The organism is Virgifigura deserti (assembly GCA_003576685.1).
Lineage (GTDB): Bacteria > Pseudomonadota > Alphaproteobacteria > Dongiales > Dongiaceae > Virgifigura > Virgifigura deserti.
The window spans coordinates 1-16,247 of the sequence record QOZR01000012.1 but is presented as its reverse complement, the minus strand read 5'-3'; the positions used below and the strand labels follow the sequence as shown (position 1 = coordinate 16,247).

General features: G+C 65.6%; 17 protein-coding genes. 5 read left to right on the top strand and 12 right to left on the bottom strand.

Annotation, left to right across the window (positions count from 1 at the left end; all coding sequences use genetic code 11):
- Positions 1 to 88: 88 nt before the first annotated feature.
- A complete protein-coding gene (locus DT069_RS19230) occupies positions 89 to 892 on the bottom strand; it encodes a hypothetical protein (RefSeq protein WP_119461955.1) in 804 nt (267 codons plus the stop codon).
- A gap of 333 nt (positions 893 to 1,225) precedes the next feature.
- Between DT069_RS19230 and DT069_RS19225 the strand changes: the two genes are divergently transcribed.
- Entirely contained in the window at positions 1,226 to 2,803 is a 1,578-nt protein-coding gene (locus DT069_RS19225; protein ID WP_119461954.1) for a trimethylamine methyltransferase family protein, read from the top strand.
- A gap of 33 nt (positions 2,804 to 2,836) precedes the next feature.
- Here DT069_RS19225 and DT069_RS19220 read toward each other — a convergent pair whose 3' ends face one another.
- From DT069_RS19220 to DT069_RS19190, 7 genes are all read right to left on the bottom strand, one after another.
- On the bottom strand, positions 2,837 to 3,577 hold the full coding sequence (locus tag DT069_RS19220; protein ID WP_119461953.1) for an ABC transporter ATP-binding protein: 741 nt from the start codon (positions 3,575 to 3,577) through the stop codon (positions 2,837 to 2,839).
- Positions 3,574 to 4,326 (bottom strand): ABC transporter ATP-binding protein, encoded by a 753-nt coding sequence (locus tag DT069_RS19215; protein WP_425450379.1) that lies wholly within the window; start codon positions 4,324 to 4,326, stop codon positions 3,574 to 3,576. Before DT069_RS19215 ends, DT069_RS19220 begins: the two co-directional genes overlap by 4 nt.
- Positions 4,323 to 5,303, bottom strand: coding sequence for a branched-chain amino acid ABC transporter permease (locus tag DT069_RS19210; RefSeq protein WP_425450378.1), 981 nt, complete (start codon positions 5,301 to 5,303; stop codon positions 4,323 to 4,325). Before DT069_RS19210 ends, DT069_RS19215 begins: the two co-directional genes overlap by 4 nt.
- Before the next feature lie 11 nt (positions 5,304 to 5,314).
- Positions 5,315 to 6,187: a branched-chain amino acid ABC transporter permease gene (locus tag DT069_RS19205; protein WP_119461952.1), complete on the bottom strand. Its 873-nt coding sequence runs from the start codon at positions 6,185 to 6,187 to the stop codon at positions 5,315 to 5,317.
- A gap of 69 nt (positions 6,188 to 6,256) precedes the next feature.
- A complete protein-coding gene (locus DT069_RS19200; RefSeq protein ID WP_119462079.1) occupies positions 6,257 to 7,528 on the bottom strand; it encodes an amino acid ABC transporter substrate-binding protein in 1,272 nt (423 codons plus the stop codon).
- A 130-nt stretch (positions 7,529 to 7,658) separates the two neighbouring features.
- Positions 7,659 to 8,063: a four-helix bundle copper-binding protein gene (locus DT069_RS19195; RefSeq protein WP_119461951.1), complete on the bottom strand. Its 405-nt coding sequence runs from the start codon at positions 8,061 to 8,063 to the stop codon at positions 7,659 to 7,661.
- A 114-nt stretch (positions 8,064 to 8,177) separates the two neighbouring features.
- Positions 8,178 to 8,699 (bottom strand): hypothetical protein, encoded by a 522-nt coding sequence (locus DT069_RS19190; protein ID WP_162913295.1) that lies wholly within the window; start codon positions 8,697 to 8,699, stop codon positions 8,178 to 8,180.
- Here DT069_RS19190 and DT069_RS25045 point away from each other — a divergent pair.
- The 3 genes from DT069_RS25045 (at position 8,698) to DT069_RS19180 (ending at position 10,094) form a co-directional block, all read left to right on the top strand.
- Positions 8,698 to 8,880, top strand: a complete 183-nt coding sequence (locus DT069_RS25045; RefSeq protein WP_425450377.1) for a hypothetical protein — start codon at positions 8,698 to 8,700, stop codon at positions 8,878 to 8,880. The two genes, DT069_RS19190 and DT069_RS25045, sit on opposite strands and share 2 nt — an antisense overlap.
- Positions 8,881 to 8,929: 49 nt before the next feature.
- Complete coding sequence (locus tag DT069_RS19185; protein WP_425450376.1) at positions 8,930 to 9,412, top strand: hypothetical protein; 483 nt, start codon at positions 8,930 to 8,932, stop codon at positions 9,410 to 9,412.
- 247 nt (positions 9,413 to 9,659) lie between these two features.
- Complete coding sequence (locus DT069_RS19180; RefSeq protein ID WP_119461949.1) at positions 9,660 to 10,094, top strand: CBS domain-containing protein; 435 nt, start codon at positions 9,660 to 9,662, stop codon at positions 10,092 to 10,094.
- A 28-nt stretch (positions 10,095 to 10,122) separates the two neighbouring features.
- On the opposite strand, the gene DT069_RS19175 is transcribed toward DT069_RS19180, so the two are convergent.
- Positions 10,123 to 10,431 (bottom strand): YjiS-like domain-containing protein, encoded by a 309-nt coding sequence (locus DT069_RS19175; RefSeq protein WP_119461948.1) that lies wholly within the window; start codon positions 10,429 to 10,431, stop codon positions 10,123 to 10,125.
- Between the two features lie 84 nt (positions 10,432 to 10,515).
- Here DT069_RS19175 and gcvA point away from each other — a divergent pair, with 84 nt between their 5' ends.
- Positions 10,516 to 11,445, top strand: a complete 930-nt coding sequence (gene gcvA, locus DT069_RS19170; RefSeq protein ID WP_119461947.1) for a transcriptional regulator GcvA — start codon at positions 10,516 to 10,518, stop codon at positions 11,443 to 11,445.
- Positions 11,446 to 11,851: 406 nt separating this feature from the next.
- Here gcvA and DT069_RS19165 read toward each other — a convergent pair whose 3' ends face one another.
- From DT069_RS19165 to DT069_RS19155, 3 genes are all read right to left on the bottom strand, one after another.
- On the bottom strand, positions 11,852 to 12,958 hold the full coding sequence (locus DT069_RS19165; RefSeq protein WP_119461946.1) for an aminotransferase class I/II-fold pyridoxal phosphate-dependent enzyme: 1,107 nt from the start codon (positions 12,956 to 12,958) through the stop codon (positions 11,852 to 11,854).
- A gap of 13 nt (positions 12,959 to 12,971) precedes the next feature.
- A complete protein-coding gene (locus DT069_RS19160; RefSeq protein ID WP_425450375.1) occupies positions 12,972 to 13,631 on the bottom strand; it encodes a sarcosine oxidase subunit gamma in 660 nt (219 codons plus the stop codon).
- A gap of 122 nt (positions 13,632 to 13,753) precedes the next feature.
- Positions 13,754 to 16,247, bottom strand: a 2,494-nt coding sequence (locus DT069_RS19155) for a sarcosine oxidase subunit alpha family protein (RefSeq protein ID WP_119461945.1), incomplete at its 5' end; no start/stop codon positions are given.

Genomic DNA, 16,247 nt, shown 5'->3' with positions numbered 1-16,247 from the left:
ACAGCCCCTTCATGATTTGAAAGATGCCGACCACTCCCTCCCCGCGAAGTGGGGGAGAGTCGGGGTGGGGCCGAGCGCCACCTTCCGATTACGATCCGCCAATCGAGTCCCAGAACTTATGGTTCGTCCGACCCATCAGCTCGGCGTGGCGGAGTTCGAGGCAGCTCCGCAACGAGTTGGCCGAGCGCGAGTCGACGGCGCCGCGGCAGGCGTCGTAAATGCGCTGCGCCATGACAATGCCGTCTGTCGTGGCGCCGGCGATCGTCGGATGGGCGGCCTTGGCCTGCCACAGCCCGTCCCGCGTCGCCTGCGGTTCCATCTGGCCAGGGGTAAGGGCATTGATGAACAGGCTGGTGATCCGGGCCGCGTCGCTGGCGGTGCCCGGTGCTTCGAAGACCCGGCCCGCCGCCTGCCGGATCGGGCCGGTGGCCAGTGCGATCTCTTGCGCCGTCTGCGGATCCGGGTCATGCGCCAGCGTGGCCGGCAGCAGCGAAACCGCCGGGCCGACCTCGACGGCGGCATCGACTGCGCCCAGGGCGTCGAAGGTGCCCAGCGGCAGGCTGACCCGCACCGAGGTGAAGCCGATCAGGCTTGTGAAGTCCAGATAATCCTGGCCCGGCACGCGGAGCGTGCGGCCGTCCGCCATCGTCGCGACGAGTGTGACCGTGTCGCCCGCGGCCGGCGCATAGGCGGTTCCGGACGAGGGCGCCTCGCGCGCCTCCTGCAGGCAGAAGGCGCTGAGATGGGCGCTGCATTCGGCGCCCTTGCAGATGAGCGGCGTCGGGCTGCCGTTGCTGGCGACGAGCCCCAGCACCTGCGGGGCGGCGTCAGCGACGCTCCAGGGCAAGAGGATGGCAAACGCGGCAGCGGCGAAACGCAAGCAGGCTGACATCAGGCGGATCCTCCCTCGGCTAGTGGCGAAGGACGGCCCGTCATTCGGTCGTTGGCCCAACTGCGGCTGGGCCCGCATTTGGCGAAACCGTCCGGCGTCGGAAACAGAATATTAAGTAATAGAATCGCACCGAGGCGGGCGAGGGTCAATCGGCTTTCCTTGGCGGCTTTCCCCGGCGGCTTTCCCCGGCAGCTTTCCGGCGAGAATTTCCGGGCGTTCCACCAGGTAAATGCTGGCGCGAACACGCAAGCTGCTGTCGCGAATTCGCAAGATGGGCGCTTGGCCGCAGGCGGATACTCTGCGCCAGACTCCGTGAACAGGATGAGACCAGCGATGACCCGTCCGCAGCCGACCGAAGCATCAGCAGCCGAACCGCCAAGTGGCGGCCGTCGCGCCCGTGGTGGCGCCGAGGCCCGCCGGGCTGCGCGCACCAAGCCGAAGATCGAGCAGCTTCCCTACATTACGCGGAAAATCCCGCTGACCGAGGTGCTGGGCGAGGAGGGCCTCGAGCTCATCGAGCGCAACGCCGACACCATTCTGGAAGAGGTCGGCATCGAGTTCCGCGATGATGAGGAGGCCCTGCAGCTTTGGAAGGACGCCGGCGCCGATGTCAAGGGCACCCGTGTGCGCTTTCCCCGCGGGCTGCCCCGCTCGATCATCCAGAAATCGGCTCCGCGCCAGTATACGCAGCATGCCCGCAACCCGGAGCGCAACGTCGTCATCGGCGGCAACCACACGGTCTTCGCGCCGGTCTATGGGCCACCCTTCATCCGCTCGCTCGACGAGGGGCGCCGCTACGCCACGATCGAGGATTTCCGCAACTTCGTGAAGCTCGCCTACATGTCGCCGGCGATCCACCATTCCGGCGGCACAGTGTGCGAGCCGGTAGATCTGCCGGTGAACAAGCGGCATCTCGACATGGTCTACAGCCACATCCGCTATTCGGATAAGCCGTTCATGGGCTCGGTGACGCAGCCGGACCGCGCGGCCGACACGGTGGAAATGGCGCGGATCCTGTTCGGTGCCGACTTTGTCGAGAACAACACCGTCATCACCAGCCTGATCAACGCCAACTCGCCGATGGTCTGGGACGGCACCATGCTGGGTGCGCTCAAGGTCTATGCCCGCGCGAACCAAGCCTGCATCGTGACGCCGTTCATCCTGGCCGGCGCCATGAGCCCGGTGACCGCCGCCGGGACGCTGGCCCAAGTGCTGGCGGAGGTGCTGGCCGGCGCCGGCACGACTCAGCTCGTGCGGCCGGGCGCGCCCGTCATATTCGGCGTGTTCGCCAGTTCGATCTCGATGCAGTCGGGGGCGCCCACCTTCGGTACGCCGGAGCCGGCGCTGGTCTCGCTCGCGGCGGCGCAGCTTGCCCGGCGGCTCGGCATTCCGTTCCGCACCGGCGGCTCGCTCTGCGCCTCGAAGATTCCCGACGCGCAGGCGGCCTATGAGAGCGCGCAGACCCTGCTGCCGACCGTGCAGGCCGGCACCAACTTCGTCCTGCATGGGGCGGGGTGGCTTGAGGGCGGCCTCGCCTCCGGCTATGAGAAGTTCGTGATGGACACCGACCAGCTCGGCATGATGCAGGTGCTGGCAGGAGGCATTGACCTGTCCGAGAACGGCCAGGCGCTCGACGCGATCCGCGAGGTCGGGCCGGGCAGCCACTATCTCGGCTGCAGCCACACCCAGGCTAATTTCGAGACCGCGTTCTATCGCTCGAAGATCGCCGACAACAACAGCTTCGAGCAGTGGGAGGCGGAAGGCGCCCTCGACGCGGCGCAGCGCGCGAACAAGCTCTGGAAGCGCATGCTGGCCGACTATGAGGCGCCGGAGATCGACCCCGGTGTGGACGAGGCGCTGCAGGAATTCATCGCCAAGAAGAAGGCCGCGGTCCCGGATTCGAACGTCTGATCGGTTTCCGGTACCCGGTGCTCAGCCGGGGCCTCAGGACAGCGCGTCCGTTGCGGATGCGCTGTCCTGGCCCATATAGATCTCCATCAGCTGCGCATCGTCGCGCACGTCCTGCGGCGTACCTTCGAATCGTGTCTCGCCGGCCGCGAGGATGTAGAGCCGGTCCGCCATCGGCAGTGCCTCTCGGATGTTCTGCTCGACCATGACGATGCCGATGCCGTGCCTGGTCAGCGCCTGCACGCGTTCCAGGGTCTGCGACACGAGGGCAGGCGACAGCCCCGCCGACGGCTCGTCGAGCAGGATAAAGCGCGGCTCCGACACGAGGGCCCGCGCGAGCGCCAGCATCATCTGCTCGCCGCCGCTGAGCGATCCGGCCGCGACCGTCGTCCGGCGCTTCAGCGACGGGTACTCTTCCAGCAATGTCTCGATGCGCTGCTCGACTAGCCGGCCGTCGACGACGGCATAGCCGCCCATGCGCAGGTTCTCCAGCACGGTCAGCCGCGGAAAGACGCCGCCCCCCTGGGGCATCATCACGAGGCCATGACGGACGATCATATGCGCCGGCAGGTTGCTCAAGGCACGCTCGTCGATGCGCACCTCGCCGCGCCAGGCGGGGAGCGCGCCGGCGATGGCCTTGAGCAGCGTCGACTTGCCGCAGCCGTTCGGCCCGAAGATGCAGGTGATCTCGCCGCTGTCGGCGGTCAGCGACACGCCATGCACGATCTCCTGCTTGCCGTAGCCGGTGACGATGTCGCTGGCGATCAGGCGACTCATGGGCTCACCTCGGCGCGCCGTCCCAGATAAGCCTGCATCACTTCCGAGTTCGTTGCGATCTCGTCGAAACGCCCGGTCGTGATCACTTGGCCGGCATCCATGACGATGATGCGATCGCAGACGTTCTTCACGAGCTCCATGTCGTGCTCGATGAGGAAGAATGTCGTGCCGCTGTCGCGCAGCCGGGCGACCGCGTCGAGGATGATGCTGCGGATGTTGAGGTGGACGCCCGCAGTCACCTCGTCGAGCAGGACGAGAGGGGCTTCGCGCATCATCGCGCGGCCGAACTCGAGCAGCTTCTGCTGGCCGCCGGAGAGGTCCACCGCGCGGTTGTCGCGTACGGCCTCGATCCGCAGCAGCCGCAGCACCTCCTCGGCGCGGCCCCGCGCCCCGTTCCAGTGCCCCTCGGCGGCGGCGGACAGAAGATTCTCCATCACGCTCATATTGTCGAAGAGGGCCGGGATCTGGAAGGTGCGCGCCAGACCGGCACGGGCGACGCGGTGCGGCTTCCAGCCGGCGATGTCGCGGCCGTTGAAGAGGATCTCCCCGCCCTCCGGGTTGATCGCCCCGGATACCAAATTGAAGAGCGTCGACTTGCCGCTTCCGTTCGGCCCGATGAGGCCGACAATTTCCTTGCGCCGAACCTCCAGGTTGACGCCGTCCGCCGCCTTGATCCCGCCGAAGCTCCGCCGGAGATCGCGCACGACAAGGATCGGTCCTCCGGCGACGCTTTCCACGCTCCCGGTCAACGTTCAACTCCCGGGCGGGTGAGCGCACGCCACAGTGCGCGGCCTGCGTTCTGGCTTCCGTTCTGTGTCTTCCGGGCGAAGAGCCCCGCGAGCCCGTTCGGCAGGAACAGCACCACGACGATGATGGCAAGGCCGAGAATCGCGATGTAGAAGGTCGTGTCGCCCCAGTACATCCAGAAGATGCGGTTGACGATGAAGAGGGCGGCGGCACCGAGCGCCGGCCCCCAAAGGCTGCCCAACCCGCCGAGCAGGACCATGACGACCATCTGGTCGGTGATGTCGCCGCCGAGCGTGCTGCGCGGGTTGATGAAGGTGACCCAGTAGGCATAGATGCTGCCGAAGACCGCGGCGGTCGCGGCGCTGAGCGCGAATGCCTGCAGCTTGACCGCGGCGGTGTTGATGCCCATCGCCTCGGCCGCCGGCTCATGGTCGCGCAGCGCCTTGACCTTGAGGCCGAAGCGCGACCGCTCGAACAGAAGCCAGGTAAGCGCATAGGTCGCTGCCGCGGCCGTCAGCATGGCGAAATAGAAGAAGCGCTCGTTGAGGAACGGCGGCAGGCTGAGCCCGGCGGTGCCGCCGGTGATCTCGAGCACGGTGGCGAGCTGCAGCAGCGTCTCTGCGAAGGCCCAGGTCGCGATCGCAAAATAGGCGCCGCGCAGCCGGAGCGTCGGGCCCCCGATCACGGCGGCGACGCCGCCGGCGGCGAGCAGGCCGACGGGAATCGTCGCCGCGAAAGGCCAGCCAAACGCATCGCCCATGAGGATCGCGCTCGCATAGGCGCCGATGCCGAAGAAGACGGAATGGCCGAAGTCGATATAGCCGGCATAGCCGCCGATGATGTTCCAGGAGCAGGCGAGTCCCGCCCACATCAGGACGCCGGTGGCGATGCGCAGCCAATAGGCATTGAGCAGCTCGGGAAGCGCGAAAACAACCGCTGCGCCGCAGACGAGCAGGACTATGGGAAACCAACCTCGCACCGGGGATCTCCTCAAAGGCCGCGCTGAAGGATGCCGCGGGGCGACACCAGCAGCACGAGATAGAGCGTTGCGAAGATCGCAAGATGCGAATAGCTCGACCCGACATAGGTCGCGACGACGGACTCCATGATGCCGAACAGGAGCGCGGCGAGAATCGCGCCGCCGACCGAGCCGAGCCCGGCCAGAACGGCGACGAAGAAGGCGAACAGCGTATAGCGCAGGCCGATTTCCGGATTGACCGAATAGATCGCGGCCATGAGTACGCCAGCCATGCCGGTGACTGCCGCGTAAAGGCCGTAGACGTTGGCGCTCAGGCGCTGCACGTCGACTCCCATCAGGCCGGCATTGTGCCGGTTCTCCGCAGTCGCGCGGATCGCCAGCCCGTAGCGCGTGCGGTAGAGGATGAGGAAGAGCGCGGCGGCGACAGCGCAGGCGAAGGCAAAGGCGACGACGCGCAGGAGCGGCACCGTGACCGAGCCGATCATCAGGCTCTCGCCGCTCAGTGCCGTCGGCACGCTGCGCGTGTTGAATCCCCAAAGCGTGAGCGCCCCGCCGCGCAGTAGCGTGAAGAGGCCGAAGGTGAGCGCGAGCGCCATGAGTTCCGGTCGCGCGTAGCGGCTGTTGCGCACGCGGTAGATGACGGGTCCGATCAGATAACCGATGGCGCCGAAGACCACGAAGGCGACCGGCAGGCTGACAAAACCGCCGACGCCGAGCAGCGTCGACATCCAATAAGCGAGATATCCGCCCAGAACGACCCAGGCGCCGACCGCGAAATCGATAACATGCAGTACGCCGAAGGTCAGTTGGAAGCCGATCGAGAACGAGGCAATGATGCCCCCGATCAAGATGCCGTTGAGCAGGGTCTGGAGAAGCAGGTCCACCGGGCCCGTCCGTTGATCAACAGTGAAAGGATAGGCCGGCGACCCGGGCGAGCCGCCGGCCCAGCTGCGCTATTTCCACGCAGGCAGCGGGTAGGTGAGTTCGGCCTCCGCCGCATCCTTGGGCCCGACCGGGACCGACACTCCGTCCTTGATCTGGATGAGGACCGGAACCGGTTGGATATTGTCGTGATAGTGGTTGCCTTCCTTCTCGAACTTCACGGGGCCGTAGAAGGTCGTGATATCGGTTTCGGCGATCGCGTCCTTGAGGGCGACCTTGTCCTCGGCGCTGAAGGGAGGCTTCTTGCCGAGCCGCTTGGCGGCGTCGGCGAAGACGAGGCCACTCGCCGAGCAGGCTGCTTCGGTGTAGTCGGGATGGCTGCCCCAGCGGTTGTGCGCGCGCTCGTCATACTCCTTGGCCGTGCCGAAGACCTCATCCTCATAGGGGACGGAGGGCAGCCAGACGGCAATGCCAGAGGTGCCGTCGGCGTCGGCGCCCAGTTCCCTGGCAAAGGCCGGGTTGGTCACGCCGTAATGCATGATCAGGCCCTTGGGGCGGAAGTTGAGGGACTTCGAGGCCTTGACGACGTTGATGAGGGCTTCCTCATGTCCACCGACGGCGACCAGATCGGGATTGAGCGCGGCGATCTTGGAGATGGTCGGCGTCATGTCGGCCGTGGACGGAACCAACTCGTAGGCTAGCACCTCGAGGCCGGCGTCCTCGGCGCCCGCACGGAAACCTTCCGCGGTTTCCTTCGAGAACGGCTCGTTCACACCGATGACGGCGATGCTTCTGGCCTTGGGGTCCGACATGTCGGCCAGCACGCCGACCGACTTCCCGGACGAGGTGTCGACCGCCGGGATCATGCCGAAATTGAACTCGGGCTTGGCCTTCCAGACGTTTGGCGATTCCGCCGATCCGGAAATCATCGGCACGCCGTATTTGTGGCAGATCGGCTGCACGGCTAGGGTCACGCCGCTGGTATAGGGGCCGAAGAGGACATCGACCTCCTCCTGGACGATCAGGCGCTCGGCCGCATCGGCGCCGGTAGCTGGATTGCTCTGGTCGTCGCCGTAGAACATCTCGATCTGGAAGCGCTCGCCGCCAACCTCGACGCCGCCTTTCTCGTTCATCACCTCGGCCCAGAGATCATATCCCTGACGCGTCAGGTTGCCGCCGAATATGTTCTCGCCGGACAAGGAGGTGATGACGCCGACCTTGAACGTGGATGCCTGGGCGCGCGCCGTGCGCATGAAGGGCGCGCCGACCGCCACCGCTCCGATCGTCAACGCGCCATATTGGATGAGGTTGCGTCGCGATACTCCGCCCGACCTGCCTACCATCACCGCCATCCTCCCTGAATGATTGGAATTTTTATTCTCGCATCCAATCTGCCAGAGCGAATCGCGGTAGACAAGATCGTCGAAGCCGCCGGGATGCGCTCGAGACGCACTTGCCTCGCACCCGGCGGTGTTACGCCGGCACGGCCGTGATCATGCGGTTGCATGCCTCCTCGCAGGCGCGGCAGGCTTCGGCGCAGATCCGGCAGTGCGCGTGACGGTCGCCGTGCCGGCCGCACTCGTCGCCGCAGATCCGGCAGGACATCGCGCAGGCTTCCAACTGGCGGCGCATGAGGTGCCAGTCTGGTTCGGTCTGGCGCGATAGCATCGCGCCGGTGATCGCGCAGATGTCCTCGCAATCCTGGTTCAGGCGGATGCAACGGATCAGCATGCCGATTTCCTGCTCGCCCAGACAGGCGTCGGCGCAGGCGGTGCAGCTTTGCGCGCAGGCGTGACAGGCTTCGATGCAGGCGACCAGGACATCCGCGTCGGCGACTGGCTTGCGCGGGTGCGTCTCGAGCATTTGCCGGGCGTACATGGACCATCCTCCGGAAGTTGCCGTCGCGGCGGCCATGCGGATATAACCGCCATGCCGGAGAAAAAGATCCGCAGCCCTGTTAATGACACCACTTGTCGGCCGAACCTAAGCAGTTTAGCGCTGCATTCTGCGGAATGTGGCGATCCCGCCGCCTTCGAGGCGGAGCGTCAGGGTGTCGCCATCGAGCATGCCGACACCCTCGATCTCCTCGACGGCGAAACGGCGACCGGAATAGTCGTCGACCCAGCCCGGCCCCGCGGCGCCGGCCAGCATGGTGGGCTCGTCATCGAGCCGGATGGTGTCGCCTTGAACCGTATAGCGGCCCTGCGTCCCGCGGCCGCGGCTCTCGATCGGCGCGGCACCGGCGCATTCCTGACGAGCGGTTGCGGTCATTAGATAGCGTCGGTTGGGACGGAGGGTCAGCGCCGCGCTCAGAAGATCTTCCCGGCAGTCGTCCCAGCTTCCGACGAGTGCCGGCAGCGCCTGGTCGTTCACGCTCTGCAGCCGATAGGTTCCGGCAACACTGGCGGGGACGGGCGAAAGTTCATCGGCGGGTGCCACACCATTCATTGTGGGCGTCGTGCAACCGCCCGCCAGCAGGAAGATGAGAAGCGCGACGGCCTTGGGAGACTTCATGATGGATACCTTTCGTTCGGGAACGATCCGATGCGTCATTCTACGGGACACGGAAATGTTTCTGGAACTGTCGCCGGATTTAATGACGATTCAAAGGCGGAGTTTGCCACCCGTAAACCGCCCGGATGCGGCGAAAGAAAAATACCCGACTGCCGCTGGATGGTTTGCCAAAGAGTGCTAAGATCAAAAGGGCGCAGTGAAGTCGATCCGCGATAATCGGAGGAGAGACTATGAAACTCAGGAGCTTGAACGAACTCACGGAAGTCGCCGAAGTTTACCCGAAAGTTTCGCACCGGAAGAAGATGACGAAGCGCCAGCGTCTTGAGCGCTGGGCCGAGGTTCTGGAGCAGCACCAGGGCGGGTCCCTGCGTTCCCTGATGCGGACGGAGTTTGCGCCACAGGCGGAGCGTGCCTGGATGCGTAGCGACAACTCGCCCCTGACGGTGGCGTTCGAGGACCCGGTGCTTCGCGCCGACGGCCTGCGCAGCGACAAGCTGGGCGAGGCCATGCGGTATTTCGGGTTGTCCGACTGGGAAGTCCACAGCATCGTTTGTTATTGCCATTATGGCCATACAATGTCGGCGAAGGAGGTTGCCGGTCGCGTCCGCATCGCTGCGACTCGGGCGGACGAGCACAGGTGGCCGAGCCTTGAGACCGTCTTCACGGTCGGCTCCGTGGCTGCCGCGATCCTCTTCACCGTCTCGGTGCTCTGACTCGCCTGTCGGTGGCCGCGTCAGCCCGCGCTCGCTTCGGTCGTGCCACGACGGAGCGAACGATCGAACTTTGTCTCCGATCCGCCGGCGCTTGCGCCGGCGGATTTTGTTTTTGCCGCCTCGATTCCTGCTCAGGTTTGGCCCCTGGGATTCGCCTTGGGGCGCCGCCCAGGGCTGCCTATCTGAATCTCGAGGGGCGAAGCAACGCTCGGACGGAAAGAAAGAACCGTGCGATGGGAGGACGTCCATGAAGGTCGACGCGATTCTGAAGGCGAAGGGGCGAACGGTTGTCACGACGCGGCCGGAGACGCCGCTGACCACCGCGATCCAACGGTTGCGGCTGGAACGGATCGGCGCGCTCGTGGTCAGCCGTGACGGGGCGACGCCGCTCGGCATCATCTCGGAGCGGGACATCGTCTACGGTCTTGCCGAGCGGGGTGTCGAATTGCTCGGTCTTACAGTCGGCGACGTGATGGTGCACGAGCTGGCCACCTGCACGCCGGAGGACGGCATCAAGCAGGTGATGGCGAAGATGACGCGCGGCCGCATCCGCCATTTGCCGGTCCTTGAGAATGGCCGGCTGTGCGGCATCATCAGCATCGGCGACGTTGTCAAGAACCGCCTCGAGGAGATCGAGCTGGAGGCCACGGTCCTCCGCGACGCCTACATGGCGAAAGCCTGACTCCGTCACGAGATGGGCTGATCGCGCGTCACGACGCGTCGTCACGCGTCCGGCACCGTCGCGTTGGTTGCCACCGGCCCGACCGCCAGGAGCGGTTGAGTTCGAGCGCATCTTCGCGCGTCAGGCCGACGTCTCGCAACATTCGGTCATCAAGCCGCATCAGCCAACGGATCGCGTCGGCCCGGTTTCGGCGCCGGCGAAGGGAAATTTCGATCCGCCCGATTCCGCGCGCCACCCGTTCGCGCAATCTACGCCACAAATCATGCGCTGAGAGTAAGCTTCTCTTTAATCTTTCTGGTCTGTGTCGAGCTGGAGAAGGTGGAATTGTGCATGTCATTCCCTTTAGCTATAGTGAATTAGGCTTCTAGCCAAACGGGATTTCCTGAGATACAAAGTAAGAAAAGCTTAATTCAGGTTCCGAATGGCGCGGCGGCTTCCCTCCTTGAACGCATTGCGAGCCTTCGAGGCCGTGTCACGGCATGGCAGCATCAGGGCCGCGGCCGACGAATTGCATGTGACGCCGGCTGCCGTCAGCCAGCAGGTGAAGGCGCTGGAGGAGGGGCTGGGCGTGAAGCTGCTGCGACGTGCCGAAGGCGGCCTTCGACTGACAGAGGCCGGCGCCAGCGGGCTCGAGGATCTGCGCGCCGGCTTCGACCGGCTTTCCCAGGCGGCGCGCAAGATGCGGGCGAGCAACGCGCGGCTTCTCACGGTCAGCGTCGATCCGTCCCTCGCCGCAACGTGGCTCATTGCCCGGCTCGACCGCTTCAAGCAGCGCCATCCCGAGATCGACGTCTTTCTGGACGCGTCGAGCGCGCATGTCGATCTGACGCGCGAGGAGATCGACATGGCGATCCGCTACGGCGCCGGTGATTTTCCCGGGCTCCACGCGGTTCGTCTGTTCGAGGATGAGGTGTTCCCGGTCTGCAGCCCAGCGCTGCTGGAGGGCGAACATCCGCTGCGCGAGCCGGCCGACCTGCGATGGCATCGGCTGCTGCATCTGGAGTGGACGCCGGCGAAGGGGGAGTGGCCGGACTGGCGCAGTTGGCTCAGCGCTGCCGGAGTCGAGTCGGTCGATGTCACCCGCGGGCCGCGATTCACTCAGCATTCCATGGTGCTGCAGGCGGCCGTTCAGGGACAGGGGGTGGCGCTGGGCAGCCGTGCACTGGTGGCCGACGATCTTGCCGCCGGCCGGCTGGTCTGGCCGTTCGACCTCTGCGTTCCGACGAGCTTCGCCTATTACATCGTCTGCCTCGAGGCGGCGGCGGAGGACCCGCGGATCGCCGCGTTTCGCGATTGGTTGTTGGCCGAGGCGGGGTGCGAATTGTCCAATGCAAGGGACGGTGAAGTTTGAGCCGTTTGACGATGCGCAGGGCAATCCATGGCCGCTCCCGCCAGAATATTGCAGCGCAGCATTTTAGGGGGTGTCAGTTGTGTCGGCGCGTGAGAGTGCGATCGAGCCTGCTTCTCAGCAACGCTGAAAATTTAGGCAGTATGCTCAATGGAATAGCGAAAATGCCAGAAGATGACGGTGGCATTAAAAAAAGGCAGGGGAGCAAAAAGAAGCTTGTTATGCTGCGACGCAGCATGAGATTATGTTGGCGTTAACGGCAGCCGAGACTTCTGTTTGGCACGGTTCCGGTCTGCCGCTAACGTTTCCTCCCAACCTGAGCCACGCTGCCTGATGGCGGCGTGGCATTTTTATCGCGCAGAAGATCCTACAGGATCCGTTTCCTGCAGGCGAGCAGCATCTCAGTGCCCTAGGGGGACAGCGCCGCTTCCAGATGCTCCACGGCTTCCGGAAGGTTCTTCCGGCCGAAGCCGAAGCGGATATGGGAGTCGCCGGCATCGTAGAGGGTGCTCGGTAAGAGGAGGACGCCGGCCTGCTCTACGATGCGCTTGCAAAAGGCCTCCGCGCCGCCGGTGAGGAGTCGCGGGAAGGCGATCGGCCCGGCCTCCGGCCGCTGCCAAGCGAACAGGTGCTGCTGTCGGTCGAAGAAGCCGTCGAGCAGGTCGAGATTGTCGAGCACGATCCGCCGGCTGCGCTCGGCCAGCATCCGGCGATGCTGCAGCGCGAGGCGGGCGAGAAACTCGCTAGGCGCGCTATTACAGATGGTCAGATAGTCCTTGAAGCCGGCCATCGCGTTATAGAGCGTCGCGTCCTTGGTTGCGATCCAGCCGATCCTGAGGCCCGGCAAGCCATAGGTCTTCGACATCACGCCGAGCGACACCGCGCGCTCATAAAGGTCGCAGGCGGCCGGCAGCCGGTCCGCGGGGTCGTGCTCCAGCTCGCGATAGACCTCATCGGAGAAAAGATACAGGCCATGCGCCCGTGCGACCGCCACCACGGTGGAAAACCGTTCACGATCCATGAGATAGCCGGTCGGGTTATGCGGGCAGTTGAGGACAATCGCCTTGGTGTTGCCGCGGATCGCCTGGCGCAGAGCCTCGGGATCCAGGCTCCAGCCGTCCTGTTCGTCGGCACGCCATTCCGTCACCTCGGCGCCGATCGTACGGGCGATCTCATGCAGCGACTGGTAGGCGGGCGCGTGGACGATGATGTGATCGCCGGGCTGGAGCACGACATTCATGAAAGCGAAGATCGCCTCCTCGGCACCGGTATGGATCAGGACCTCATCGGCCGATACGGTATCGTAGAGCGCGCTGACGGTCTGCCGGAGTGCCGGATCGCCGTGACTCTCGGTATAGCCGAGCCAGAGCCGGTCGAAGTCCTCCCGCGCGTTCGGCTCGAGCGTCAGGAGATCGGCCACCGTCACCGACTCGCAATCGCTCGAAGACAGCAGGTACTTCGTCGAGAACTCGTAACGCGCGAAGTACCGCTCGAGCTTGAAGGTTTCCGGTTTCACGTCGGCCGCCCGGTCAACCTGCCGTCACCGCGACACGGTATTCGGCCGCGGCCCGCTCCAGCCAGGTCCAGAGATAGTCGGCGAAGCTGTTGGCGATATAGATCTCGAAGGTGGGCTGCTCATCAGCCCCGGCTCCGTCGGCCCCGTCCCCATTGGCATCGAGCTGATGCAGGATCATCGTCGCCTTCGCAATGCCGCTCTGGGCACAGCGGCCGGGGCCGAAGACCCGCGGATGCAGGTCGAGGCTGGTGCCCTTGGCCAGCAGGTCGCGGGCGTGCGGGCCCGATATGGCGATCACCGTCCGTGCTTCGGATACGTCGGTAACGGCGAAATGACGACCCTCGAGCGCACCGCGCAGGCCGCCGGTGAGATCGCCTTCGCGACCGCCCGGCCCGACGATCAGCCACTCATCCGGGCCGAGCCACAGGGCTGACAGGTCTTCCACCGTCGCGACGGTGTTCGGCTCGACCGGCAGGCGCAGACCGGTGACGTCCTCGACGGCTGCAAGGAAGCCTGAATCGCCGGCGTCGCCGCGCAGATTGATCTGGCAGCGATGCGGCTGCTCGCCGAGCGTCACGCCGGCCTCGCGCGCCGCGGCGTCGGAGGCGGCGCGGGCGATCAAGCCGCGATGGGCGAGGGGGCTGCGCCGCAGAGAGAAGTCAATCATGGTCATAAACACTCGCCCGCTTTGACGCGGCAGCTTCATCCTTCGACAGGCTCAGGATGAGGACTCGTTCAAAGGTACCGCAACCCTCATGCTGAACTTGTCGACGCACGCGGGCCGCAAACGACGTTCTACCCATCGATGCGTTTCCCCTCCAGATCGAAGAAGCGCGGCTCCGTCACCGTCGCGCGGATCACGCGATCCTCAAGAGGAACGAAGACCGTCTCGCCCATGCGGTTGCGGCCGTTCTTCACCACCGCCATCGCGATCGAGCGCCCGACATTGGGGCTGTAATAGCTCGAGGTAACATGGCCGATCATGATCATCGGCGGCTTGTCCTTCAACTCGGCGACGATCTGGCCGCCCTCCGGGAGCACCTCGCTCGGATTGTCGGTCAACAGGCCGATCAGATGCTTGCGGTCGCCACGCGCCGTGTCGCTGCGGGCCAGCGAGCGGCGGCCGAGGAAATCGCCCTTCTTCTTGCTGACGATCCAGTCCATGCCGAGATCGCCGGGCGTCTGGGTGCCGTCGGTTTCCTGGCCCACAATGATATAGCCCTTCTCGGCGCGCAGCACGTGCATCGCCTCGGTGCCATAGGGGGTGATCTGATACTTCTCGCCGGCCGTCATCAGCGCCTGCCACAAAGCGAGGCCATAGCATGCAGGTACACTCACCTCGAAGCTCAATTCGCCGGTGAAGCTGATCCGGAAGACGCGCGCCGGGATGCCGGCGACATGGCCCTCACGCATCGACATGAAGGGGAAGGCCTGCGGATCGAGGTCGATGTCCTGCGTCAACTCGCTCAGCAGCTTGCGGCTCATCGGCCCGTTGATCGCCACCGTCGCCCATTGCTCGGTCACGCTGGTGCAATAGACTTCGAGGTCGGGCCATTCGCATTGCAGCCACTCCTCGAGCCAGCTCAGCACCCGGGCGGCGTTGCCGGTGGTGGTGCTCATCAGATAGTGGTTCTCGCCGACACGGGTCGTCACGCCGTCGTCGAATACCATGCCGTCCTCGCCGAGCATCAGGCCATAGCGGCAGCGGCCGATCTCCAGCTTGCTCCAGGCATTGGTATAGACCCAGTTCAGCAGCTTCGCCGCATCCGGCCCCTGGATGTCGATCTTGCCCAGGGTGGAGGCGTCGACAATGCCGACGCTGGTCCGCGCCGCCTTGGTCTCGCGATTGACGGCGTCCTGCATGGTCTCGCCGGGGCGCGGGTAGTACCAGGCCCGGCGCCACTGGCCGACATTCTCGAACAGGGCGCCGACGCTCTCATGCCAGGAATGCATCGGCGTCCGCCGGATCGGCTCTACCAGGTCGCCCTGGTCATAGCCGGAGAAGGCGCCGATCGTCACCGGCGTGTAGGGCGGGCGGAAGGTGGTCGTGCCGACCGCCGGAATCTCCTGACCCAGACTCGCAGCCAGGATCGCCAAGGCGTTGACGTTGCTGGTCTTGCCCTGATCAGTACCCATGCCGGTCGTGGTATAGCGCTTCAGATGCTCGACCGAGCGATAGCCCTCGCGCGAGGCCAGCAGCACGTCGGCGGCGGTGACGTCATTCTGGTAATCGACGAAATGCTTGCCGCCTTGGCCGATCTGCTTCTCGCCCGGCACCAACCAGACCGGCTTGGCCGGCGTCTCTTCCGGTTCCGGCCCTGCTTCCGGCGCCTGGCCCGTGCCTCCGTCGTGACCGGCCTTCGAGGCGGCCGCGGCGCCAGCCTCGAAACCCTCCGCCAAACAGGCGGCGAGGGCGTAGGAGCCCTTGGCGGCGCCGGCCGAGCGTTCCTGCTGTGCCGACAGATCGGGCAGGAATGCCGAAAGATCAGCGTCGTAGCGCAGCTTGCCGCGTGATTGCGAGAACAGATGCACCGCCGGATTCCAGCCGCCGGAGTTCAGCACCAGATCGCAGGCGAGGCTCTGCACTGGGCCGCCGATCGGTTCACCGGCGGCATCGAGCGGCGCCACCTTGACCGAAGCGACGCGGCGGAAGCCGGTCGTACCGACGATTGCATGGCCGCCGATTACCCGGATGCCGCGCTCGCGCGCCTCTGCCGGCAGGGGGCCGTGCGGATCGGTGCGAAGGTCGACCACCGCTGCCACGTCGACCCCGGCCTTGGCGAGGTCCAGCGCGGCGCGATAGGCGCCGTCATTGTTGGTGAACAGCACCGCCCGCCGGCCCGGCGCGACACCGTAGCGGTTCGTATAGGTCTGCGCCGCCGAGGCCAGCATGATTCCCGGCCGGTCATTGTCGGCGAAGACCAGCGGCCGCTCGATAGCCCCGGTCGCCAGTACCACCTGCTTTGCGCGCAGCTTCCACAGCCGCAGGCGCGGCTGCCTGCCGCGATCGCTCAGATGGTCGCTGACGCGCTCGATGATCGTCAGATAGTTGTGGTCGTAATAGCCGAAGACGGTGGCGCGGGGGAGCAGCCGGACCTCCGGCATCGCCCGTAATTCGGCCTCGGTCGCGGCGACCCAGTCGGCCGCCGGCATGCCGTCGATGGTCGCGCGGCCGCCGAGCAGCGACCCGCCGAGCTCCGCTTGCTCGTCGGCGAGGATCACCCGGGCGCCGGCGCGGCCCGCGGCGAGCGCCGCCGCCAGACCGGCCGGCCCGCCGCCCACCACCAGC